17 protein-coding genes are annotated in these 23,372 nt (G+C 73.8%); 6 read left to right on the forward strand and 11 right to left on the reverse strand.

What is annotated here, in order from left to right; all coding sequences use genetic code 11:
• Positions 1-71: 71 nt before the first annotated feature.
• Together AB0469_RS00345 and AB0469_RS00350 are read right to left on the reverse strand one after the other, a co-directional pair.
• A complete protein-coding gene (locus AB0469_RS00345; RefSeq protein ID WP_366449034.1) occupies positions 72-770 on the reverse strand; it encodes a hypothetical protein in 699 nt (232 codons plus the stop codon).
• The gene (locus AB0469_RS00350) at positions 758-1,678 is read right to left on the reverse strand and encodes an aldose 1-epimerase family protein (protein WP_366449035.1); all 921 of its coding nucleotides are present in this window, start codon (positions 1,676-1,678) and stop codon (positions 758-760) included. The genes AB0469_RS00345 and AB0469_RS00350 overlap by 13 nt, the downstream gene beginning before the upstream one ends.
• Before the next feature lie 265 nt (positions 1,679-1,943).
• Between AB0469_RS00350 and AB0469_RS00355 the strand changes: the two genes are divergently transcribed.
• From AB0469_RS00355 to AB0469_RS00370, 4 genes are all read left to right on the forward strand, one after another.
• Positions 1,944-3,764, forward strand: coding sequence for a glycoside hydrolase family 15 protein (locus tag AB0469_RS00355; RefSeq protein ID WP_366449036.1), 1,821 nt, complete (start codon positions 1,944-1,946; stop codon positions 3,762-3,764).
• A 2-nt stretch (positions 3,765-3,766) separates the two neighbouring features.
• Positions 3,767-4,711: a cyclase family protein gene (locus AB0469_RS00360; protein WP_366449037.1), complete on the forward strand. Its 945-nt coding sequence runs from the start codon at positions 3,767-3,769 to the stop codon at positions 4,709-4,711.
• 38 nt (positions 4,712-4,749) lie between these two features.
• Positions 4,750-5,274 carry a gluconokinase gene (locus tag AB0469_RS00365; protein WP_366449038.1) on the forward strand — a complete coding sequence of 175 codons (525 nt, stop codon included), beginning with the start codon at positions 4,750-4,752 and terminating at the stop codon, positions 5,272-5,274.
• A gap of 129 nt (positions 5,275-5,403) precedes the next feature.
• Positions 5,404-6,984: a GMC family oxidoreductase gene (locus AB0469_RS00370; protein ID WP_366449039.1), complete on the forward strand. Its 1,581-nt coding sequence runs from the start codon at positions 5,404-5,406 to the stop codon at positions 6,982-6,984.
• A gap of 41 nt (positions 6,985-7,025) precedes the next feature.
• Here AB0469_RS00370 and AB0469_RS00375 read toward each other — a convergent pair whose 3' ends face one another.
• The 9 genes from AB0469_RS00375 to AB0469_RS00415 all read right to left on the reverse strand — a co-directional run bounded on the left by AB0469_RS00375 (position 7,026) and on the right by AB0469_RS00415 (position 18,119).
• On the reverse strand, positions 7,026-8,066 hold the full coding sequence (locus AB0469_RS00375; protein WP_366449040.1) for a cytochrome d ubiquinol oxidase subunit II: 1,041 nt from the start codon (positions 8,064-8,066) through the stop codon (positions 7,026-7,028).
• A complete protein-coding gene (locus AB0469_RS00380; RefSeq protein ID WP_366449041.1) occupies positions 8,066-9,556 on the reverse strand; it encodes a cytochrome ubiquinol oxidase subunit I in 1,491 nt (496 codons plus the stop codon). The genes AB0469_RS00375 and AB0469_RS00380 overlap by 1 nt, the downstream gene beginning before the upstream one ends.
• Before the next feature lie 157 nt (positions 9,557-9,713).
• A complete protein-coding gene (locus AB0469_RS00385) occupies positions 9,714-10,508 on the reverse strand; it encodes an SDR family oxidoreductase (protein ID WP_366449281.1) in 795 nt (264 codons plus the stop codon).
• A gap of 376 nt (positions 10,509-10,884) precedes the next feature.
• The gene (locus AB0469_RS00390) at positions 10,885-12,816 is read right to left on the reverse strand and encodes an MFS transporter (RefSeq protein ID WP_366449042.1); all 1,932 of its coding nucleotides are present in this window, start codon (positions 12,814-12,816) and stop codon (positions 10,885-10,887) included.
• Positions 12,817-12,839: 23 nt separating this feature from the next.
• Positions 12,840-14,177: a carotenoid oxygenase family protein gene (locus AB0469_RS00395; RefSeq protein WP_366449043.1), complete on the reverse strand. Its 1,338-nt coding sequence runs from the start codon at positions 14,175-14,177 to the stop codon at positions 12,840-12,842.
• 402 nt (positions 14,178-14,579) lie between these two features.
• Positions 14,580-15,245, reverse strand: coding sequence for a response regulator transcription factor (locus tag AB0469_RS00400; RefSeq protein WP_366449044.1), 666 nt, complete (start codon positions 15,243-15,245; stop codon positions 14,580-14,582).
• Entirely contained in the window at positions 15,242-16,417 is a 1,176-nt protein-coding gene (locus AB0469_RS00405) for a histidine kinase (protein WP_366449045.1), read from the reverse strand. Before AB0469_RS00405 ends, AB0469_RS00400 begins: the two co-directional genes overlap by 4 nt.
• 32 nt (positions 16,418-16,449) lie before the next feature.
• Entirely contained in the window at positions 16,450-17,226 is a 777-nt protein-coding gene (locus AB0469_RS00410) for a hypothetical protein (protein ID WP_366449046.1), read from the reverse strand.
• A complete protein-coding gene (locus AB0469_RS00415) occupies positions 17,223-18,119 on the reverse strand; it encodes an ATP-binding cassette domain-containing protein (RefSeq protein WP_366449282.1) in 897 nt (298 codons plus the stop codon). Before AB0469_RS00415 ends, AB0469_RS00410 begins: the two co-directional genes overlap by 4 nt.
• A gap of 219 nt (positions 18,120-18,338) precedes the next feature.
• Here AB0469_RS00415 and AB0469_RS00420 point away from each other — a divergent pair, with 219 nt between their 5' ends.
• Both AB0469_RS00420 and AB0469_RS00425 read left to right on the forward strand, forming a co-directional pair.
• A complete protein-coding gene (locus tag AB0469_RS00420; RefSeq protein WP_366449047.1) occupies positions 18,339-18,632 on the forward strand; it encodes a hypothetical protein in 294 nt (97 codons plus the stop codon).
• Between the two features lie 310 nt (positions 18,633-18,942).
• Complete coding sequence (locus AB0469_RS00425) at positions 18,943-22,926, forward strand: AAA domain-containing protein (protein WP_366449048.1); 3,984 nt, start codon at positions 18,943-18,945, stop codon at positions 22,924-22,926.
• Positions 22,927-23,372: the final 446 nt, after the last annotated feature.

Consider the following 23,372-nt stretch of genomic DNA (forward strand, 5'->3'; position numbering starts at 1 on the left):
GGCGGGTACCCCCCTCAGGGCCATTGCACCACCGGACGCCCGCGGTCGCGACCGGCCGGCCCGGCGGTTCCTCAGGCGAGGACGTTGACGGCCCGGGCGATCACGAGACCCAGGATGACCAGGGAGATGACGGACTGGAGGGTCATGGCGATCTTGGCCCAGGGGGCGAGCGGCATGACGTCGGTGGGGCTCAGCGCGGTCGAGTTGGTGAACCCCAGGTAGAAGTAGTCGACGTAGCGGGGGCGCCAGTCCCGCGCGTTCAGTTCGGGGCTGAGGTGCTGGGGGAAGGCGAGTGCGGGAGTGGCGGGCATCCCGTGGGCCCGGACGGCCGGACCGCCGCTGTCGAGCTCGAAGTACAGCAGGGAGAAGGCGAGGACGGTCGAGGTCCAGACGCTGCCGCCGGCCAGCAGGAGGGAGGTGGCGGAGTTGGTCTCGTTCCCGCCGTGGATCAGGTCGTCGATCAGCTGCACGGTGGACCAGAGGGATCCGCACGCCAGTACGGTCACCAGGGAGATGGACACGGCGCGCAGCGCGTCCGAGCGGCGGCTGATCCGGACGGGGTCGCCCGAGACCAGCGCCACCAGGAGCAGCCCCTCGGCGACGGGGAGCGCCCAGCGGGGCCCCAGGCGCAGGTCGTCGGGCAGGAGCAGGGTCAGTACGGCGGAGGCGAGGACGGCCACGGCCATCGGCCAGCGGTGCTCTCCGTGCGTGCCGGCTTCCGGCTCCGGCTCCGGCGGCCGGCCCGGCCGCGCGGGCTTCACCGCCCCCACGGCGTGATCCCCCAGCGGACGGTGTGGTGCGCGCCCGGGGCGAGGCCGACGAGGCCCGTGCCGCTGCGGAAGGCGTCCGGCGGGCAGGTCATGGGCTCGACGGCGACGGCGCGGCGCCGCTCCCCGGGCGGCAGGGTGTCACCGGTGTAGAGCTGCACCCAGTCGGCGCCCGGCCCGAGCCAGACGTCCGTGCCGAGGGCGCCCGACGGATGGGCCAGGCGGACGACGGCCCGCCCGTCCGCGTCCCGTTCCAGGTCGCCGAAGGGGGTGTCCAGCCGGAGCGCCCCGACGGCGCGCGGCGCCCGCAGGTCGTACTCCGTCCCGGCGACCGGCTCGGCGGCCACGGGCAGCCCCCGCCCGTCGGTGACCAGCCGCGTCCGTGCGGGCAGGGTCAGCACCGCCTCGTCGACGGACGCGGTGCCGGCCATGACGTAGGGGTGCTGGCCGAAACCGTAGGGCGCGGGGTCCGGGCCGAGGTTGCGCGCCGTGACGGCGACCTCGAGGCCGTGCCCGCCCAGGGCGTACTCGGCGCGGACGCCGAGGTGGAAGGGGTAGCCCGGCTGCGGCCGGAGCTCCACGTCGAGCACGGCCCGGTCGGCGCCCTCCTCGGCCACCCGCCAGGGCACCCAGCGGAGCAGTCCGTGGATGGCGTTGCCCGCGGCCGGCTCGGTGAGCGGCAGCTGCAGTTCCCGCCCTTCCCAGACGTAGCGGCCGTCCCGGATCCGGTTGGGCCACGGCACGAGGATCTGGCCGCGGCCGCCGGTGACCGGGTCCTGCGCGGCGAACCCGTCGATCACGGCGCGTCCGCCGGCGGTGTACGAGCGGAGCGCAGCGCCCAGCTCGACGACGACGGCCTCGTGCGCGCCGTGTCGGAGGGTCAGCTGGCGTCCGGTGCGGCTGTCCTGCACGCGTGGCCTCCTCGGTCCGCCCGGCGGCGGTCCGAGGCGCGGGCGTGGTCGTGGCCTGCGGTGACGGCCTCGGTCAGGAGGATGCGGCCGCGCGCCGGGCCGGTCAAGCGCGACACGTCGCCCGGGGGCCGGCCGGGTGCGGTGCGCCGCCCCGCCGGGCGGCTGGCCGGCCGTGCCGGGCCCGGTCGGCACGGCGTGGCGGGAGGGACCCGGGTGAGCGATGGTGGGTCTGCGGGAACATCTGCCGAGCCTCCCCGGAGTCACCATGGACCGCTACCCACCCATCGCCGAGCACGGACTGGTGGGCGACCTGCAGACCGCCGCCCTCGTGTCGTCGAGGGGTGTCGTCGACTGGTTCGCCGCTCCCCGGTTCGACTCCCCCAGCATCTTCGCCGCCCTGCTCGACCACGACCGCGGCGGCTACTTCGAGCTGACTCCCGAGCACCCCGACGTGACCTGCAAGCAGCTCTACTACACCGGCACGGCCATCCTGGTGACCCGCTTCATGTCGCCCGACGGGGTCGGCGAGGTGTTCGACTTCATGCCCCCCGACCGGACCCGCATCCCCACCGACCGGCACACCCTGGTCCGCGCGGTGCGCTGCGTACGGGGGACCGTCGACTTCTCCCTCGTCTGCCGGCCGCGTTTCGACTACGGCCGGGCCGAGCACTCGCTCGAACTGGACGGCGGCCGGGCCGTGTTCCGCTCACCGGAGATCGACGCCCACCTCCAGGCCACCTTCCCGCTGAAGCGCGACGGCCAGGACGTGCGGGGCAGGGTGAGGCTGAGTGCCGGCGAGTCCGGCGGCGCCGTCTTCACCGTGTGCGCCGCCGGCGGCGAGGCCCCGGTGACGCCCACGGTCGGGGCGGTCACCGACCAGTTCTGGGAGGTCGCGGGATTCTGGCAGGACTGGCTGCGCCAGTCCCGCTACCGGGGCCGCTGGCCCGAGCAGGTGCACCGCTCGGTGATCACCCTCAAGCTCCTCACCTACGCGCCCACCGGCGCCCTGGTCGCGGCGGCCACCATGGGCCTGCCCGAGCAGGTCGGCGGTGAGCGCAACTGGGACTACCGGTTCACCTGGGTGCGCGACGGCGCCCTGTCCGTGCGGGCCATGCTGGACCTCGGCTTCGTCGAGGAGGCCACGGCCTTCGTCCACTGGCTGGCGGAGAGGCTGCGCGAGCGCGAGGGCCGGGAGGCGGAGCCCCTCCAGACGATGTACCGGGTCGACGGGGACCCCGACCTGGTGGAGGAGACCCTCGACCACTTCGAGGGCTATCGCGGCTCCGCGCCCGTACGCATCGGCAACGGCGCCGCCGACCAGCTCCAGCTCGACATCTACGGCGAGGCGCTCTACGCGCTCTCCCAGGGCTACGAGATCGCCCAGCAGGCCAGCTACACGGGGTGGAAGACGGTCGCGAAGGCGCTGGACTGGCTCACCGGGGCCTGGAACCGTCCGGACGAGGGCATCTGGGAGACCCGCGGCGGCCGGAAGGACTTCACCTACAGCAGGCTGATGTGCTGGGTCGCCTTCGACCAGGGCCTCCAGCTCGCCGAGCGCTTCCGGCGCCCCGCCGACCTGGAGGGGTGGCGCCGCGCGAGGGACGAGATCTTCGAGCAGATCATGCAGCGCGGCTGGAGCGAGAAGGACCGCTCCTTCGTGCAGCACTACGAGGGCGACGTCCTGGACGCCTCCCTGCTGCTCATGCCCAGGGTCAAGTTCATCGCCCCCAAGGACCCCGTCTGGCTGTCCACCCTCGACGCGATGGACCGCACACTGGTCTCCGACAGCCTCGTCTACCGCTACGACCCGGCGGCCTCGCCGGACGGACTGCGCGGCTCGGAGGGCACGTTCAGCCTGTGCACGTTCCTCTACGTGGACGCGCTGGCCCGGGCGGGACGGCTGCCGCTGGCCCGGTACACCTTCGAGAAGATGCAGACGTACGCGAACCACGTCGGCCTCTTCGCCGAGGAGATCGGTCCGAGCGGGGAGCAACTGGGCAACTTCCCGCAGGCGTTCACCCACCTGTCCCTCATCATGGCCGCCACGACCCTCGACCGGGCGCTCGACGAGCAGCTGGAACGCTGACGATGCCCCTCCCGGCCCCTGCGGCGGGTGCGCCGCGGCTGACCGCGGCCGAGTTCGCCGCGCTCTACGCACGCGTCCGCCGCCCGGCCGGCGCCTCCCCGCGGCGCGGCGCCCTCGAGGAGCTCACGCCGGACCGGGTGCGGGCGGCGGCGGCCGAGGTGCGCTCCGGCCGGACGGTGACGATGGCGGCGCCGGTCGAGACGGAGCCGGGGCCCGACGACCCGGAACCGTGCGAGCACGTCATGACCGGCGCCGTGCGGGGCTCGATCGCGTCCACCGGGCTCCAGTTCGCCAGGGACCGCTTCACGATGAACGTCCACGGGGACGCCGACAGCCATCTCGACGCCCTGTGCCACGTGATCTACGACGGCACCCTGTACGGCGGCGTGGACGCGGACAGCGTCACGCCGGAGGGGGCCACGGCCCTGACCGTCGAGGCGGCCCACGACGGGATCGTCGGCCGCGGCGTGCTGCTGGACGTCCCGCGGTTGCGCGGGGTCCCGTGGCTCGAACCGGGCGATCACGTGACCCTGGAGGACCTCACCGCGGCGGAGCGCGCCCAGGGGGTCCGGGTGGGCGCGGGCGACCTCCTGTTCGTCCGGGTCGGCCACCGCCGGCGCCGCGCCGAGCTGGGCGCCTGGCGCGCGGCGGACCTGCGGGCCGGCCTCCATCCGTCCGCGGTGGAGTTCCTGCGGGACCGGCGGGTCGCGGTGCTCGGGGGCGACGGGAACCACGACACGGCCCCGAGCTGCACCGAGGGCGTCGACTTCCCGGTGCACGTGCTGGCCATCCACGCCATGGGCCTGCACCTGCTGGACTACCTCCAGTTCGAGGACCTCGCGGAGGTCTGCGAGGCCGAGCGGCGGTGGTCGTTCCTCTGCGTCGTCGCCCCGCTGAGGCTGCCGGACGCCACGGGCTCGCCGGTCAATCCGATCGCCGTCTTCTGAGGCCGGTCCGGGCCGGCCGGACCAGATGGGGGAACCCGATGGGAACAGCGCACCCGGTGCCGCCCGTCGTGGTCGTCATGGGCGTCTCGGGAGCGGGGAAGTCCACCGTCGGACGGCTGCTCGCCGACCGCCTGGCGGTGCCCTTCGCGGAGGCGGACGACTTCCACTCCGCCGCGAACCGGGCCAAGATGGCCGCCGGCCGGCCCCTCGACGACGCAGACCGCCTGCCGTGGCTGCTGTCCCTCGCCGACTGGATCCGGGAGGCCGAGGCCTCCGGCCGGGGCGGGGTGATGGCCTGCTCCGCGCTCAGGCACGCGTACCGGGACCTGCTGCGCCGGGCGGGCGCGGGCGTGGTGTTCGTCCACCTCGCGCTCGACCGCACCCGCGCCGCGCGGCGGGTCGCCGGGCGCCGGGGCCACTTCATGCCCGCCCCGCTGGTGGACTCCCAGTACACCGCCCTCGAACCGCTGCGGCCCGACGAGCCCGGGGTGACCCTGGAGGCGACGGCCGACCCGCGGAGCATCGTCGAGGCGGCGGCGCGCGCGGTCCGGGGGGCCTGCTGACCTGGTGGTGAGCCGTGTCCGGGCGGGGCGGCCCCCGGCGGGCGTCCTTCGGTCGCCACCGGCGGGATTGCCGGATAGCGTCGGAAAGGTACGCAATGTCCCCCTGTCTCTCCCAGAACAGGACCCCGCATGGCCGGCGATCAGCACTACGACGTCATCATCATCGGCACGGGAGCGGGCGGCGGCACGCTCGCCCACCGGCTGGCCCCCTCCGGCAAACGCGTCCTGATCCTGGAGCGCGGCGGCTACCTGCCCCGGGAACGGGACAACTGGGACTCCACGGCCGTCTTCGTCAAGGGGAAGTACCGGGCGCCCGAGTTCTGGTACGACAAGCACGGCAACGCCTTCCCCCCGGAGGTCAACTACTACGTCGGGGGCAACACCAAGTTCTACGGCGCCGCCCTCTTCCGCCTGCGCCCCGAGGACTTCGGCGAGCTGCGCCACCACGACGGCGTCTCGCCCGCCTGGCCGATCGACTACGACGACCTGGAGCCGTACTACACCCAGGCGGAGCAGCTCTACCTGGTCCACGGGCGGCACGGCGAGGACCCGACGGAGGGCCCGGCCAGCGGCCAGTACCCGCACCCCCCGGTGGAGCACGAGCCGCGCATCCAGCAGCTCAGCGACGACCTGGAGAAGAAGGGCCTGCACCCCTTCCACCTGCCCATCGGGGTGAACCTGACCCAGGACGGGAACGGCCGGGCCACCCATGACAGCGCCTGCATCCGCTGCGACCGGGTGGACGGCTTCCCCTGCCTGCTCGGCGCCAAGTCCGACGCCCAGGTGATCTGCGTCGACCCGGCCCTGGCGTACGACAACGTCACGATGGTGACGGGCGCCGACGTCCGGCGCCTGGAGACCGACCCGACCGGGCGGACCGTCACGCGCGTGGTCGCCGAGCTCGGCGACGGCTCCACGCAGGCGTTCGCCGCCGGCATCGTCGTCGTCGCCTGCGGGGCCGTCAACTCCGCCGCCCTGCTGCTGCGTTCGGCCAACGACCGGCATCCCGGCGGCCTGGCCAACAGCTCGGACGTGGTGGGGCGCCACTACATGCGGCACAACAACCTGGCGCTGATGGCGGTGTCGAAGGAGCCCAACCCCACCAAGTTCCAGAAGACCCTCGCGCTCAACGACTGGTACCTCGGCGCGGACGACTGGGACTTCCCGCTCGGCGGCATCCAGATGCTGGGAAAGTCGGACGCCGACCAGATCCACGGCGAGGCACCGCGCTGGGCCGGCAGGATCTCCCCGGACATGCCCTTCGAGATGCTCGCGCACCACGCCGTCGACTTCTGGCTCTGCGGGGAGGACCTGCCGCTGCCCGAGAGCCGCGTCACCCTCGACGCGAAGGGCGACATCCACCTGGCCCTCGACGAGAAGAACAACATCGCGGGCCTGGAGCGCCTCCAGCACAAGCTCAGGGGGATGCTCGGCCACCTGGGCATGCACGAGCACCACCTGCTGCCGCACAGCATCTACCTGCACAAGGGCATGCCCATCGGGGCCACGGCCCACCAGGCCGGCACCGTCCGGTTCGGCACCGACCCGCGCAGCTCGGCCCTGGACGTCGACTGCAAGGCCCACGACCTCGACAACCTCTACGTCGTGGACACGAGCTTCTTCCCCAGCATCGGCGCGGTGAACCCGTCGCTGACCGCCATCGCCAACGCCCTGCGGGTCGGCGACCGGCTCATCGAGCGGATGGGCTGACGGGCCCGGCGGGGACCGCGCCGGCCCCGCCGGAGTCCCGGCTACGCGTCGTCCCCGGCGGCTCCGGCCGCCTGGGTGTCGGCGTCGGTGAGGGGCTCCAGTTCACCCAGGGTGTCCAGCCGGTAGAGCAGCACCAGCGCGGGACCGACCAGCACGATCGCGATGCCGGTGACGATGACCAGCCAGTGCAGGGTGGCCGGGGCGCCCGCGGCGTCGGTCACGGTCAGCGTGGTGGGCAGTACGTAGGGCCGCTGCGCGAAGCCCCAGGCGCCGACGGTGAGGGCCACGCTCGCCGCCGCCGTGTGGCGGGTCCAGGCGTGGGAGCGGCGCACCAGCAGGAACACCGTGGCCAGCCCGCAGACGGCGGCCAGGACCACCAGCAGCAGCCCCGCGCCCCCGGTGAGCCCGTCCCAGACGTACCGGGCGTCGTCGTGGGTGACGGGCAGGGCGATGAGCGCGAGGACGACGATCGCCGCGAAGGCGAGCAGCGCCCGGAGGCGGAAGTAGCCGACGAGGTCGTCCGCGCCGAACCGGCGGGCGTCCGAGCAGAGGTACACCGCGCCGAGGAACGCGGCGGCCGCGACGGCCAGCAGGCCGGTGAGGACCGAGGTCGGATTGGCCCAGGCGTCCGCGGAGGCGACCGTCCCGACCTCGACCCGTCCGGAGGCGATGCCTCCGAGCACCGCGCCGAGGAAGAAGGGCGTGAGGAGCGAGGAGACCGCGAACGCCGCGCCGTAGAGGCGCCGTCGGGACATCCGGTGGGTCGGCTTGCGCAGCGCGAACCCGGCGCCCCGCAGGACCAGCCCGACCGCCGCGAGCGCGAGCGGCAGCCACATCGCCTCGAAGACGGCCTGGAACATCGTCGGGAAGCCGGTCCACATGACGACGAGCACGAAGATCAGCCAGACGTTGTTGACCTCCCAGACCGGTGCCATCGCGTGGTCGATCAGCCGGCGGGGCCTCTTGCCTCGCTCCGGCCCGCCGGCCAGGAGGTCCCAGAAGCCCGCGCCGTAGTCGGTGCCCCCGCCGCAGGCGTAGGCCGCGATGACGGCCACCAGGACCCAGGCGATGAAGTCCGCCATCAGGACGCACCCCCTGCGTCCCGGTCGGCGCCGCCGGCCGGCGGCGCCCCGCCGACCGCGGCCCCGGCACCGGGCTCGTCCCTGGGCCCGTAGGGGGTGTCGGCCTCCGGGGGCGGGGCACCCCGCACGGCTTCCGGGTTCTCGTCGGCGGTGCGCCAGCGGGTGCGCATCGTGAGGACGACCGCGAGGAACGCGCCGAAGACCAGCACGTACACGACGGCGACCAGGCCGAACATCGCCCACAGCGATCCGGCGCGGGTGGTGGTCACCGCCTCCGAGACCCTCATCTCGTTGTAGACGATCCAGGGCTGGCGGCCCACCTCGGTGGTGATCCAGCCGCATTCCACGGTGAGCAGGCAGGCCGCTCCCGCGACGGCGGCGCAGCGGAAGAACCAGCGGTTGCGGGGCAGCTCCCGGTGCCGCAGCCAGCACCAGCCGTACCAGAGCGCGAGCAGGATCAGCAGGCTGCCGATGGTGACCATGGTGTCGAAGGCCCAGTGGGCGATGGTCGCCTGGACGGCGGTGGGCCGGTCGGACGCCGGGACCGAGGTCAGGCCCGTCACCTGGGTGCTCGGCTTGAAGCCGGCGAGGATCGAGTCCAGCTGGGGGATCTTGATCCCGCCGACGATCGTGCCGTCCTCCTTCAGCCTCCCGTACAGGTACTCCGGGACGTGCGTGTCGGTCTGCCAGACCAGTTCCGTGGCGGCGAACTTGACCGGCTGCTTCCGGAAGACGGCGCGGGCGGTGGCGTCACCGATCATGAACTGGACCGGTGTGAGGATCGCGGCGACGGTGAACGGCAGGGTGAAGCCGAGCCGGTGGTACCGGTCGCGCCGCCCGCGCAGCCAGCCCATGGCGTACACCCCGGCGACCGCGTACCCGGCGGTCATGAACATAGCGACCGCGAAGTGCCAGTACTCGGGACCGAACATCGGCGTGAAGATCGCCCGGCGCACCTCGACGTCGACGGGGTTGCCCTGGCTGTCGAGGCTGAACCCCCGCGGGGTGTTCATCCAGGCGTTGGCCGCGATGATCCCGAACGCCCCCATCAGGGCCGCCAGCGGCAGCGGCGCGCCCAGCCAGAAGTGGGTCCACGGCTTCAGGCGGCGCCATCCGTACAGGTAGACGGCGATCAGCACGGCCTCCAGGAAGAAGGCCCACGCCTCGACGCCGAACCCGAGCCCGAAGACGTCGCCCCAGCGCCCCAGCATGCCGGGCCACAGCAGACCGAGCTCGAAGGAGAGCACCGTGCCCGTGACGACGCCGATGGCGAACTGCACGGCCATCACGGCGGACCAGCGCCGCGCCAGCTTGAGGGCGACGGGGTCCTCGCGGCGCAGCCCCCGGTAGTGCATCAGCAGCGTGAGGAACGGCAGCGCCACCCCGAAGGGGACCAGCAGGATGTGCGAACCGAGGGTGAAGGCCATCAGCTCGCGGGCCGGCAGGAGTTGGGGCGGCGCTTCCGCCAGGTGGAACACCGTGCTGGACATGTGTGCCTCGTTGGTCGTGCCCGCGGACGACGGGGCTGAGGGGCCGTGGCGCGGGCGGAGGGGCACCGTGGAGCCGTCCTCGCCCGGTGGGCGCACCATCGGCCGGCCGGTGCGCGCGGCTGTACGTCGCCCGGTGGCCCGGGTCCCGTACGGGCGGTCAGCCCCCGGTGGCGAAGCCGGGGAAGAGCGTCATGCCCCCGTCGACGTAGAGCGTGGTGCCGACGACGTAGTCGAGGAGGTCGGAGGCGACGGCGACGACCGCGTTGGCGATGTCGTCCGGGTCGCCCACGCGGTGGTAGGGGATCAGCTGCAGGAGGGCGGCCTCGGCCTCGGGGGTGGACCAGGCGTCGCGGTTGATCGGGGTGCGGATCGCGCCGGGCGCGATCGCGTTGACCCGGATCCGCCGGGGGGCCAGCTCCTGTGCGAGGGTCTGCATCAGCATGCCGACACCTCCCTTGGAGGAGGCGTAGTTGACGTGCCCCGCCCATGGGATGACCTGGTGGACCGAGCTCATGCAGATGATCTTCCCGGCCGACCGGGAGACCTCCTCGACCACGCCGCGCCGCACGAACTCCTTGGCGGCCTCGCGGGCGCAGAGGAACTGCCCGGTCAGGTTGACGTCGATGACCTTCTGCCACTGGGCGAGGGTCATCTCGGTCAGCGCCGCGTCCCGCTGCAGTCCGGCGTTGGCCACCATGATGTCGATGGTGCCGAACTCCTGCACCATCCGGGCCACCATGGCGACCACCTGCTCCTCGTCGGACACGTCGGCCTGGTGGGCGTAGGCGCGGACCCCGAAGCCCTCGATCTGCGCCACGACCTCCTCCGCCTCGTCCGCGCCGGCGACGTAGTTGACCACGACGTCCGCTCCGGCCCGGCCCAGGGCGACGGCGGTCGCCAGGCCGATGCCCGAGTTGGCACCGGTCACCAGTGCCTTCTGGCCGGCGAGCAACTGCGCGGACCCGGCACCGCTCCCCGTGTCGACTGTGGTGGCCACGCTCTCTCCTCAGGCAGGTGGGACGGAGCGCCCGCCCCCGGGAGCAGCGCCCGGTCGGCGACGCGTCGGGAGGGGCCGGCCCCGGTCGAAGGAGCGGCCACCGGCCCGGCCACCGACGAAAGCACCCCGCGCCGCGACGGAGCGCACCGGCACGCCACGCACCCCCCTTTCGGCCGCACCGCTCCCACGGTCGGACCACACCCCGTCCCCGCCCCTTCACACGGTCGGCGGCTCCCAGGACGCGCCGCGCCCGCCGGCGGGGTCGCACCCCGCCGGCGGGCGCCGGCCGCCCGGTCCTCGCGGGCGCGGGCGGTCTCCTCGTCTCCTCGTGTCAGGACAGTTCGCGGACACCGAGCTGCTGCACGAACAGCAGGCTGTCGGCGTTGGCCCAGTACTCGGCGAGCATGCCGTCCTTGACCAGCAGGGTGTCGGTTCCCGTGAAGCGGACCCGTTCGCCCACGGCGTCCTGCGACGCGCCCGGGAAGCCTCCGGCGTACGTGCCTTCGGCCGCCCAGCGGACCACCAGGAAGTCGTCGGTGGCGATCGGGCCGACGGTGATCTCGAAGCTGAGGTCGCGCAGGATCGTGTGGATGCCCGCCACCCACCCGTTCAGGCCCTCACGGCCGTGCACCGTGTCGTCGCCCGATCCGGTGAGAGGAGCGGCGTGCGCGACGAAGTCGGGAGCGATGATCTCGTCGGTCAGGGACAGGTCGTTGTTCCACAGGGCCTTCCACGGCTCGGCGAGCAGGGCGTTGGAGGAAGCGGACATGGCGGATTCTCCTTCGGGATGGGGGTTGTCGGGGGTCCGGGGGGCGTCGAGGGTGGTCCGTGGACCGGTGCGGCGCGTGAGGAGCAGGGCGAGGAGGGCGGTCGAGGCCAGCACCGCGGCCGAGAGGGTGAACGCGGTGCGGTAGCCGGCGGTGAGCGCCTCCGCGTGCGGTTCTCGTAGCGCGGCGTGTGCGGTGACCGAGCCGGCCAGGGTGGCGAGGGCGGCGAGTCCGACGGCGCCGCCGACCTGGCGGGTGGTGTTCACCAGTGCCCCGGCCAGGCCCGCGTCCCGTGGCGGGACGCCCTCGACGGCGAGGGCGGTGAGCCGGACGAAGGCGACGCCGAGACCGAGGCCGACCAGGACGCTCGGGCCGAGGACGTCGGCGAGGTAGCTGCCGTCGGCGCTGATCCGGGACAGCCACAGCAGTCCGGCGGCCTCGGTGAGCAGGGCGCCGGTCAGGGTCGCTGTGGTACCGAATCGGCGGGACAGGCGCGGCGCGAGGGTGGAGCCGTACATGTTCGCGGCGGCGAGTGGGAGCTGGCCCGCGCCGGTGGCCAAGGGGCCCGATCCGAGCACCTGTTGCTGGTAGAGCGGGAGGAAGAAGAACAGGGCGATCCATACGGAGCCCAGCAGGGCCATCAGCAGGTTGCCGGCGGCGACCCTGCCGGTGGTGAAGAGCCTCGGCGGTATCAGGGCATCGGGCCGGCGCCGCTCGATCACGGTGAACGCCGCGAGCAGTGCGGCGGCGGCGGCGAGTGCGGCGAGCACCCGGGCGTCCGTCCACCCGGCGCCGCGTGCGGTGGTCAGCGCCCAGACCAGGCAGGTCAGGGCGAGGGTGACGGTGGTGGTGCCCAGCAGGTCGAACCGTCCTGGCCGTCGTCCGTCCGGGGCCGGCACGAGAACGACCACGGCGGCCAGGACCAGTGCCGATCCGAGTGCGACGGTGTGGAAGATCCACGGCCAGCCCCACGCCTGGGTCAGCACGCCGCCCAGCAGGACGCCGCCCGCTCCGCCCGCTCCGGAGACCGCTCCCCATACGCCGAGCGCCCTGCCGCGTCCGGCGCCGGAGGGGAACTGCTCCATGGCCAGGGCGAGCGCGGCCGGCGCGATGGCTGCGGCGCCGACCCCCTGGGCGGCTCGGGCTGCGATCAGCACGCCCGGGGTGGCGGCCAGTCCGGCCGCCAGTGAGGCTCCGGCGAAGAGGGACAGACCCGCGATCAGTACCCGGCGCCGGCCGAGGAGGTCGGCGGCCCGGCCGCCCGCCAGGAGCAGTGCCCCGAAGGCCAGGCCGTAGGCGTTGACCACCCATGTGGTCGCGGTGTCCGAGAGGTGCACCCCGGTACGGATCCGGGGGAGCGCCACGTTGACGACGGAGGTGGCGAGCATGACGGCGAACTGGCTCGCGGCCAGCGCGGCAAGTGCGGCCGGCGCGGGACCACGGCCGGGGGCGGTGCGGTGGGTGGGAGGACCGCCCCGGGAGAATCTGTGGTTCATGGTGGTCCGGTCCACGGGGCCGGTCAGGAGGGCAGCTCGGTGTCGGGGATCCAGTGGCCGTGGATGCCGGCGGGTACCCTGCGCGGGAGTTCGACGGCGGCGACGGTGCTCAGGTCGCCCGCGTCCAGGACGAGGAGTTCCGAGGCGTCGGCCTTGACGTCGCTGACGATGGTGAGCAGGTAGCCGTCGTCTTCGGCGGTCGCGCCCTCGGCGGGTGCGAAGACGGCTTCGCCGGGCATCCGGCCCTCGCCGTGCGCGAACAGCAGCTGTTCGCCGGTGCGTGAGTCGAGCTTGGCGGTGTGGTAGCCCGACAGGCTCGCGCCGGGGAAGGCGATGGCGTAGCTGTAGCGGTAGTCGGCACCGGTGTGGGCGTCGTTGATCGCGGGGAACTCGGTGACCAGGTCGTTGAGGGATTCGGTGGTGACCGTGCCGGTGGCGGGGTCGATGACCCAGCGGTGGAAGGTCGAGCCGGCGTTGGGGGTGGTGCCGTATCCGGGCGCGCCGACCCACCACTTCCACGAGCTCTCCCAGGCGGAACGGTCGAAGCGGGGTGCTTCGAGGACGATCCGGCCCCGTGCGTCGGTGTAGGCGTTGGTGACGTGCAGCAGCACGGCTTGGTCGGGCACCTCGAACCAGGTGGCCCTGCCTCCGGCGCGCGGGATCACGCCGAGACGCAGCGGGACGTCGTCGTGCCAGCGGTAGGGGATGCCGGACTGCTCCGCATGGTCGAAGACCACCGGCGAGTCGATGAAGACGACGTGCTCGCGGGTGAGGGCGAAGTCGTGCATGAGCGACGGGCCGGCGCCTTCGACGATCTGCGAGCTGACGATGGCGCCGGAAGCGTCGGCCACGTAGTGGGTCAGGTGCGGCGGGAAGGGACTGTAGCTGAAGAAGTGCAGCTCACCGGTCTGCGGATCCTCCTTGGGGTGGGCGGTCATCGCGCTGGTGAGCTTGCCGCCGAAGTCGTACACCCCGATCGTGTCGAGGTCGGCGCTGACCTCCCAGGGCAGGTTGGCCTCCTGGAGCGCCAGGTAGCGGCCGCCGTGGAAGATGATGTTGGTGGCCGCGGCGCTGACCTCGAGTTCGGTCCCGGTGAAGGGGACGCCGTCCAGGAACGGGGTCTTCACCCAGCGGTTGCGGTACCACTCGGCCCGGCCGTCCTTGAGGCGGATACCGTGGAGCATGCCCTCGCCCCGGAACCAGTGGGTGGGGGTGACGCCCGGCTTGGGGTTGTGGCCGTTGCGGAAGTAGCGGCCGTTCAGCTCGGGCGGGAGAGTGCCCCGCACCCGCAGTTCACGGCCCGTGATCTCGTCGGTGACGGGAGAGAAGTGCTCGCTGATGTAGGGCTTGCTGAGAGTCATGGTCGGTCTTTCCTGGTCGAGGAGGCCGAGGGGCCGCGCGTGCCCGGATGAACGAGGCCGGGACGGACGGGCGGTTCAACGCCTGCCGGGTGTCGGACAGTCGACGGGGCGGGCGTCGTGCCGGCCGGTTCCGTTCGAACACCCCTATCGTCGTCCGGAGCTGCCCTCGGCCACGTCCGCCTTTCTGCTCGTGGCGGGTTACCCGAAAGTCGTACCGGGCGGGCCGGCGTCGAGGCCCAGAGCGGTAGCCGGCGCTCCTGCGGGGCGACTCGGGGCGACTCGTGCGACACCACTGCCCGGACGTCGGCTCCCGGCCGGAGCTGCTCCCGCCCTCGGAGCCGTCGGTTGCCGACGAAGTCGGCCCCGTCGGCGAGCTGGTGGCACCTGCCCGGCTGCGTACGGTCAGGCGAGCCGGGCGTCGTGGGCGATGATGGCGACCTGGGTGCGGTTGGCCGCCTCGAGCTTGGTCATGATCCGTCCGATGTGAACCTTCACCGTCGACTCGCTCAGGTACAGGTCGGCGGCGATCTCGGCGTTGCTCAGGCCCTGCGCGACCGCAGCGGCGACCTCGCGCTCCCGGTCGGTGAGGACGGTCAGCCGGCGACGGGCCGCCTCCGCGGCCTCGTTCCCGGAAAAGGTGCTGAGCAGCCGCTTGGTGACGCGCGGCGACAGCATCGCCTCCCCGCGGGCCAGGACGTGCACGGCACGGGCCAGTTCCCGGGGCGGGGTGTCCTTGAGCAGGAAGCCCGCCGCGCCCGCGCGCAGCGCCGCGTGGACGTACTCGTCGAGATCGAAGGTGGTGAGCACGCCGACGGCGGGCGGGTCGGGAACGGCGAGCAGTCGTCTGGTGACTTCCAGGCCGTCGACGCGGGGCATCTGGATGTCGGTGAGCACCACCTGCGGGCGGTACCGGGCCACCAGCTCCACGGCGGTGTCCCCGTCGCGGCCCTCGGCGACCACGTCGATCCGCGGGTCGGCGTCGAGGATCATCCGTACGCCGCTGCGGACGAGTTCCTCGTCGTCCAGCAGGACCACCTTCACCGAAGGGCCGGGCTGGTCGTCGGTCACGCGGACTCCTTGGCGACGGTGGACGCGAGCGGGAAGGCTGCGTGCACACGGTAGCCGCCCTCCGGGGTCGGGCCCGTATGGAGGGTGCCCCGGACGAGGGTGACGCGTTCCCGCATGCCGAGCAGGCCGTAGCCGGATCCGGGCACGGCGTGGCCGGCCGGGCGCCTGCCGCCGCGCCGGTTGGTCACGGTGAGCTGCAACTCGCCCTGCTCGTCCACGAGACGGATGTCGACGCGGGCGTGCGGGGCGTGTTTGGCGGCGTTGGTGAGGGCTTCCTGGGTCACCCGGTGGACGGCCCGGCGCACGGCCCCGGTGACCACGGGGAGTTCCGCAGCCGCGTGCAGGTGGATGTTGCCGCCGGCGGCGACGCAGTCGCGCACCAGCGCGGACACGTCCGCCTGCACGGAGCCGTCCGCCTGCACCCCGAGCACACCGTCCGCCGACTCCTGCTGGTCGTGGCGCAGGACGTTCAGGATCTCGCGCAGTTCCGTCAGGGCCTGGGCGCTGACGTGCCGGATGACCTCGGCGACCTCGCCCGTGCGCTCGTCCGGGGCGGTCACGCTCAGAGCGCCCGCCTGCAGGGCTATGGTGCTGACGCGGTGGGCGACCACGTCGTGCATCTCCCGGGCTATGCGCCGGCGTTCGGCGGCGACCGCCCGCTCGGCGAGCAGGTCCCGCTCCCGCTCGGCCTGCCGGGTGCGTTCACTCAGCGCGGCAAGCAGCGCGTGCCGCTGGCGCATCCACAGCCCGCCCAGCACGAACAGGGCCAACCAGGCCGGGGGGACGAAGAGTTGATAGAGGACACCGTCCTGCGGCGTCGGATTCCAGGCGACGATCACCGTGCCGGCCGCGGTCAGGAGGAAGGACAGCAGGGTGCGCCAGCGCCATCCCCACTGCCGGGCCACCGTGTAGCACACCACCATGGCCGGGAAGGCTCCCCAGCTCCAGCAGAACAGCGGCATCGCCACCACGGGCAGCCACGGGAAGCGACGGCGTACCAGCAGGGTCGGCAGAGCGGCGAAGAAGGCCAGGAGCCTCCAGGGGCTGCCTCCGGCGGCGAGAGCCGGTACCGCGCATCCGGCCACCGCCACGACGTCGAGGGCGAGATACGCGGGCCTGCTCTCCCACCAGGCCAGCCAGGGGCGGTCCGGTCGGGCGGCGAAGATCTTCACCGGACCGGATCCTAGCCGCACGCGCCGGACCGTCACACGTCCCGTCGGCGGAACAGGACGCCGGCAACGGTCAGCAGCACCGTGGTGAGGACGGCCAGCGGCAGCACCAGCAGCCACTGCGGCCCGCTTCCGCCGCCTGCCCGGGCCTGCGCCGCGGCCGCGCCGAACGGAGCCAGGTTCCGGCCGAAACCGGTGGTCAGGACCAGCAGGTTCTCCAGCAGGACCGGCCAGAGGATCACCAGGGCGATCGACAGCGCCGAGTTCCGGGTCACCCCGGCCAGCGCCAGGCCGACCAGTGCGCACAGCACCGCGTAGAGGACGGCGGCGCCCCCCATCGCGACCGCTTCGGCCGCGGGGAGCGAGGTCTTTCCGAGCACCGGCACGCTCAGCGCGTTCACCAGCATCATGACCGTGGCGACGGACGCGGTGACCGCGCCGGTCAGCATCGCCTTGGCCGGCAGGATCCCGCGGCGGGCGCCCAGGGTGAGGACGGTCCTGGTGAGGGTGCGGTGCCGGTATTCCCCGCCCAGGGCGTTGACGCCGAACGCGGCCAGGAGCACGAACCCGACGAGGGTCACCCCCACCGTGCCGCCGGCGAACTGCCGCAGACCGGACGTCCCGTCGCGGCCCACCGCCAGGTCGACCAGTACCTGCGCCGCCACCGCCGAACCGCACAACACCCACGGTGTGCGCAGCGACCGCAGGGCGAACCACTCGTACGACAGGGCCCGGCCGATCGCGCCGCACCGGCCGGCCGCGGCGACGGGCGGCGGGGCCGCATCGCAGCCGGGCGTGCTCGGGGCCGTCATGCGACGGACCCCCGGAACCGGGTCCGGTCGGCCGTGGCTGCGAGGAAGGCGTCCTCCAGACCGCTGCGCCGCGTACGCAACTCCCGCACCACCAGACGGTGTCGGGCGGCGATCGCGCCGACGCGCCCGGCGTCGGAACCGATCACGATCAGGGTGCCGGACGCATCCGCCCAAGCCTGCGCGCCCTCCCTCCGCAGCAGGGCCGCCAGTTCCTCCGGGCGATCGGCGCGCACGACGACCTCGGAGCGGGTGTGGGCGGCGACGAAGTCCTCGACCGGCTGCGCGGCGATCAGCCGCCCCCGTGCGATCACCACCAGGTCCTCGGCGAGCGTGGCCATCTCCGACAGCAGGTGCGAGGAGGCGAACACGACCCGCCCCTCCTCGGCGAGCCCGACGAGCAGGCGGCGCATCCAGCGCACCCCCTCCGGGTCGAGGCCGTTGGCCGGCTCGTCCAGGATCAGGTACTCCGGATCCCCCAGGAGCGCCGTGGCCAGCCCCAGCCGTTGCCGCATGCCCAGGCTGAGGGCGCCGGTGCGGCAGCGGCGTACGTCGTCGAGACCCACCAGGGAGAGCACGTCCCGCACCCGCCGGTCCGGAAGGCCCGCGCCGGCGGCGACCATCCGCAGGTGGTGGTGGGCGCTCCGGGCCGGGTGCACGGCACCCGCGTCCAGCAGCGAACCCACCGTCCCGACCGGGCATCCGAGCTCCGCGTACCGCACACCGTCGAAGGTGGTGCTCCCCTCCCCCGCGTCCAGCCCGAGCATCAGGCGCATCGTGGTCGACTTGCCGGCGCCGTTCGGCCCGAGGAAGCCCGTGACCACCCCCGGCCGCACCGTGAACGAGAGACCGTCCACGGCGAGCCTGTCGCCGTACCTCTTCCGCAACCCCTGCACCCGGAGCATGCCGATCCCTTCCGCTGGTTCCCGCCTCGGATTCCAGGCTCCGCAACGGGCGGGGGGCGGGGCATCGAACGACCGGGCAGGCCCGGTACGACTTTCGGGTGACCGCAACGAGCTGAAAGACGAACGTGGACGGAAACGTCGCCGGGTGACGATACGGCGGTCGAACCGAACGGCACGACACCGCAGCACGAGGACAAGGAGTCACCCCCCATGCGTCATCGCCTTGCCGCCATCACCCTGACCGCCGCCCTGACCGGCGGAGCCCTGCTCGCGGCGGCACCCGCACAGGCCGCCCCCGCCCAGCAGGCCCGCACCACCGCCGCCGCGGCCGCGGCCGCCGTTTCCCGCCACGACATACCCCGGCTGCGCCAGCACGTGGAGGACCTGTACGACAAGGCCGTGATCCTGGACCAGCTCGGCCAGCACGCGGACGCCGAGCGCACCCGCTCCGAGGCCAGGCTGCTGCAGGCGATCATCGCCAACCTCATCAAGTCGGGCGGCTGACCCGGCCCGGGCCCCGGCGGGCGATCGCCGGGGCCGTTGTGGTTCCCGAGGGCCGAGTCCTGCCGGTGTTGACGACCCCGCGTCGGACGACCACCCCGAGTCCTCTGAGCTGTTGCCGACCGTCGGGCCCGCAGGAATTTCACCGCACCCCGGACACCGTCCCGCCCCGTGCCCGAGTCGGCCGAACCGGCCCTGTGAGCCAGGCGTTCCGGCGCCGGACACGCTCTGCTGACGGTCCGGTAGATTCAGCGGGTACGGCTGATCTTCAAGGGAGCGGCAACTTGCCGCGCGTGCGACACGGGGGCAGTGGGTGCGGAGCGGACACGCGCAGGACCGTCGACGGAAGGCCCTGCTGGAGTGCTGGCGCGCCATCGAACTGTTCGGTCCGCCCACCATCCCGGCACTGCCTCGCCGGCGCCCCGCCGCGCGCTCCGGGCCGAGGGACGAGTACGTGGTCGACCTGACTCCGGAGCCGGGCCGGGTACCGCCGCTCCTGCCGTGGGCTCCGGACCATCCGGAGACGGGGGCACGGCGGGCACCGTACGGACGTACGTGGCGGCACGAGGTCTACTGCGGGGTCTTCGATCTGGAGCTGCTCCGCCAGGCGATGATCGCCGTACTGCCTGCGGGGACCGATCCCGACCCCGGCGTGCCTCAGACCGAACTGGTGCTGTCGGGCCAGAGCGCGATGTTCGCGCTGGTCCTGGACGACGAGGGCCGACCGCTCGAAGACACGTCCGTGATCTCTGCGTGCGCCTGGGCGACCGGCCGCCTGTTCGATCCCGGGCCGTCCGCACCGGGGTGGCTGGACGGGTTCGAGGAACTCGACGACGCGTTCGGCACGGCGATCGACGAGCTTGCGGCCACCGCGATCCCTTACGGCCCCACCGCCCCGACCGCCGGAACGGCTTACGAGCGGGGGCCCGGCTCCGCGGCCGGGCCGGGCGCTCCGGCCGCGGCCGGCGGCGGGAGCTGGCAGCGGCTGCTCGCCGAGATCCTGGGCGGCGCTGCCGTCGGTGCGGTCGGGGCCCTGTTCGGCGAGGTCGCCGGAGCCGCCCTGCAGGGCGCGGCGGAACCCCTGGTCCGCCGCGCAGCGGACTGGGTCGCCGCCCGGCGCCCCGCCGAGGAGCAGGCGGAGTCCGGGCGGCCGGAGGGCGCCGGACGCGTCCCGGAAGGAGCGCCGTCGGACGGTCCGGACTCCACGGAGGCGGAGCCCGGGGCCGACGCCGGTGCTGGGGCCCGGGCCCTCGGGTTCGCCGATCTCGTCGCCCTGACCGCGCAGATCGCCGACCTGTGCGGGGTACGGGACCACCTGCGGCCGCAGGCGATCCGGGTCCGCAGCAGGCTGGTCCACCGGCCGAAGGACCCGCGGACGAAGGCGGCCGCTGCGGCGCCGTTCCTGAACAGTCTGCTCCCGCCCGATCTGGCCCGGGTGTCCGCGGCCGTCGACAAGGGGATCGGCCCCGCGCTGGAGGCGTACCTGACCGAGCTCGACGCGGTCGCCGTGGGGGCGCGGACGGATGTGCGCCAGGAGCGCGGGGTCGTCCTGGAAGGGGTGGCCCCTGACCTGGTTCCGGCCGGCCGCTGGCCCGCACCGGCGCGGTTCCCGCTCGCGCTGAGCCAGCAGTTCGCGGTCGACCGCATGCTCGCCGACCGGGCGGGAACCGAGGGCGGGATGTTCTCCGTGAACGGCCCGCCGGGCACGGGCAAGACCACGATGCTGCGCGACCTGGTCGCCGCACTGGTGGTCGAGCGGGCGGCGGTGCTGGCCACGTTCGACCGGCCCGGGCAGGCGTTCACCGGTCCGGTGTGGCGGGGCAGGGACCGCCAGGGGGCGTACCCCCGCTCCGTGTCGCGGCTCGACCCGCGGCTGACCGGGTTCGAGATCGTGGTCACCTCCTCCAACAACGGTGCCGTGGAGAACATCACCGCCGAACTGCCCGGCATCGGCGCGCTCGACGAGCACTGGCACGGCGGCCCCGACCACTTCTCCGACCTCGCCTCCGCACTCCTCGGCGGGCCGGCCTGGGGGCTGGTCGCGGCGGTGCTCGGCAACAAGGCCAACCGCAGGGAGTTCGGGGACCGGTTCTGGTGGGGCCGGCTGCCCGAGAAGGAGACCGACGCCCGCAAGGCCGCGGACCTGCCGCCGCTGCGCGGCATGCAGGAGGTCCTGCGCGACTGGATTCCGGCTCAGCCCCCGTCCGGAGGCCGACGTCCCGTCACCCCGGCGGACCGAGCTGCGGCCGGCGCACCCGCCCCCGCCCGGCCCGTGCCGTCATGGACCGGCGCCGTCACGGCCTTCCGCTCCGCCCAGGCCGAGGTCGAGCGGCTGCGCGCCGGGCGCGCCCGGCTGGCCGGGGTCCTGGCGGTCGTCGAGTCCCCGTCGGCCGGCCAGCGGATCGCGGACCTGGAAGCCGCCGTGTCCCGGGCCGACCAGGGGGTCGTCGCCGCCACGGAGGTCCTGGACCGGGCCGCCGCCGCCACCGCCGCCTGCCGGACCGCCACCGCGGCGGCCGAGGCCGGACACCGCACGGCCTCCGCGCAGGTACCGCAGGCCCGCCAGGAGCTGGCCACCGCCCGCGCGAACCTGTCGGCCGCCCGTGAAGTGAGCGCGTACCACCGCGAGTACGTGACCGCGCTCACCGCCCGGCACGACGCGCCCCCGGCCGTCGAACGGGGGCTGCGCGGCGGGCTGCGCCGCCTGCTGCAGAGCGCGGCCGAACGGCAGGCCGCCGAACGGCAGCAGGAGCACACCCAGGCCGAAATCGCGTACCTGCTCGTCCGGCAGCGCGCCGCGCTCGACGACTCCCTGGAACAGGTCGCCGCGGCCGTGCGCGCCGAGTCCCTGGCCGCCGGCCGGCACTCCGGGTCCGCCGCCGCCGTCGACGAGGCAGCCGCCGGCCTCACCGCCGCCCTCGACCACGAACGGGCCGCCGGCGCGCGGGAGTCCGCGGCGGCCGCCTCCCTGCGCCGCGCCCGGCAGGTCGCCGACTCCTCCCGCAGCGACCTGCGGGCCGCCGTCGCCGAACTCGACGGCCGCCACCGCGAGCTGCGGGAGGCAGCCCGGACGCTGCCGTCCCTGCCGCTCGGCTGGTCGCACCTCGCCGAAGCCGACCAGGAACTCGGCTCGCCCTGGTCCGACGAGGCATGGTCCACCGCGCGCAGCGACCTGTTCCTGCGCGCCCTCGACCTGCACCGCGCCTTCGTCGCCGGCGCCGCGAAGAAGGTCCGCGGCAACCTCCAGGTCCTCATGGAACTGATGGCCGGCAGCAACGGGCCCGTCCCCGACGAGGAGGTCGCGCACGCCTGGCAGACCCTCTTCCTCCTGGTGCCCGTCGTCTCCACCACCTTCTCCTCCATCGGCAGCATGTTCGCCCGCCTGGGCCGGGAGTCGATCGGCTGGGTCCTCGTCGACGAGGCCGGGCAGGCCACCCCGCAGGCCGCCGCCGGGGCGCTCTGGCGGGCCCGCCGCGCCGTTCTGGTCGGCGATCCGCTCCAGCTCGAACCCGTCGTCACCATGCCCACGGCCCTGCAGCGCCGACTGCTGCGCGCCTACGGAGTCGACGAGCACTGGCTGCCCTCGGCCACCTCGGCCCAGGCCGTCGCCGACCGGACCAACCGCTACGGCACCTACCTCCCCGCCCCGGACACCGACGACGAGCACGTCTGGGTGGGCTCGCCGCTGCGCGTACACCGCCGCTGCGAAGATCCGATGTTCACGGTCAGCAACGAGGTCGCGTACGGCGGCCTCATGGTCTACGGCACCGGCCCCAAGGCGTTCCCCGATCCGGAACGGGACGGTCTGCTGCCCAGCCGCTGGCTCAACACCGACGACCCGGCCCGCCCGCCCGAGGCCCCGTGGGGCGAACGCGACCGCCGGGCCTTCGAGTTCGTCCTCGACCACCTGCACCGGCACGGCGTCACCGTCGAGCGCGTGCGCGTCATCGCCCCCTTCCGGGCCCTCGTCGCCGAATGCCAGAAGATCTGCCGCGGCCGGGAAGGCTGGACGTCCGCACTGATCGAGGAGCGCTGCGCCACCGTCCACCGGGCCCAGGGCAAGGAAGCCGACGTCGTCGTCCTCGTGCTCGGCGGCGGCCGCCCCGGCGCCCGCGCGTGGGCGGCCCGCACCCCGCACCTGCTCAACGTCGCCGCGAGCCGCGCCAAACGCCGCCTCTACGTCATCGGCGAGCGCGACCTGTGGTCCCCGCTCCCACACTTCGACGTCCTCGCCCGCGAGCTGACCGATTTCCACCACCGCCGCGACCACGCCACCTGGCCGCCGTACGGCGAGTAACCGCCGACGAAACGGCAGGGAAGAGGGCTACACGACCCCGGACTCTTCGCCGCAGGCGGCGGCGTCGACCACACGTACCGCCAGGCCGCCGTCGCAGCGGCTTCCGGCCCCACAGCGGCACTCGACGCCGGGCGCTGCCCCGCCGCCCCGAGGGATGCAGCGCCGAAGCCGGCCTGTCGCTACAGCTGCCCCCGGGAGGTGCTGCACTCGCTTGGCCGTGCCGACGTCCTGGCCCGCCAGGGCGCGGGGCGAGGGCGCGCCGAGCACTGGGCCGGCCTGAAGTACTGCCGGGCTCTCACCGGCAACGACGGCCCACGCTCTACGGACTCCAGGCCCCGGGCGACGGCACTCTCCGGGATGCGAAGGATCTCCGCCTCGACCCTCCCGTCGAAGACCGCAGCATCCGCCCCGGCATCGACGCGCCGACCGGACCGAACGAGGAACCG

The organism is Streptomyces sp. NPDC093801, from assembly GCF_040701585.1.
Lineage (GTDB): Bacteria > Actinomycetota > Actinomycetes > Streptomycetales > Streptomycetaceae > Streptomyces.

Bases quoted from the DNA above. Each gene is read 5' to 3' on its own strand.
- AB0469_RS00355 (WP_366449036.1), top strand. From the start codon at position 1,944: ATGGACCGCTACCCACCCATCGCCGAGCACGGACTGGTGGGCGACCTG.
- AB0469_RS00360 (WP_366449037.1), top strand. From the start codon at position 3,767: ATGCCCCTCCCGGCCCCTGCGGCGGGTGCGCCGCGGCTGACCGCGGCC.
- AB0469_RS00365 (WP_366449038.1), top strand. From the start codon at position 4,750: ATGGGAACAGCGCACCCGGTGCCGCCCGTCGTGGTCGTCATGGGCGTC.
- AB0469_RS00370 (WP_366449039.1), top strand. From the start codon at position 5,404: ATGGCCGGCGATCAGCACTACGACGTCATCATCATCGGCACGGGAGCG.
- AB0469_RS00375 (WP_366449040.1), bottom strand. From the start codon at position 8,066: ATGGCGGACTTCATCGCCTGGGTCCTGGTGGCCGTCATCGCGGCCTAC.
- AB0469_RS00380 (WP_366449041.1), bottom strand. From the start codon at position 9,556: ATGTCCAGCACGGTGTTCCACCTGGCGGAAGCGCCGCCCCAACTCCTG.
- AB0469_RS00390 (WP_366449042.1), bottom strand. From the start codon at position 12,816: ATGAACCACAGATTCTCCCGGGGCGGTCCTCCCACCCACCGCACCGCC.
- AB0469_RS00395 (WP_366449043.1), bottom strand. From the start codon at position 14,177: ATGACTCTCAGCAAGCCCTACATCAGCGAGCACTTCTCTCCCGTCACC.
- AB0469_RS00410 (WP_366449046.1), bottom strand. From the start codon at position 17,226: ATGACGGCCCCGAGCACGCCCGGCTGCGATGCGGCCCCGCCGCCCGTC.
- AB0469_RS00420 (WP_366449047.1), top strand. From the start codon at position 18,339: ATGCGTCATCGCCTTGCCGCCATCACCCTGACCGCCGCCCTGACCGGC.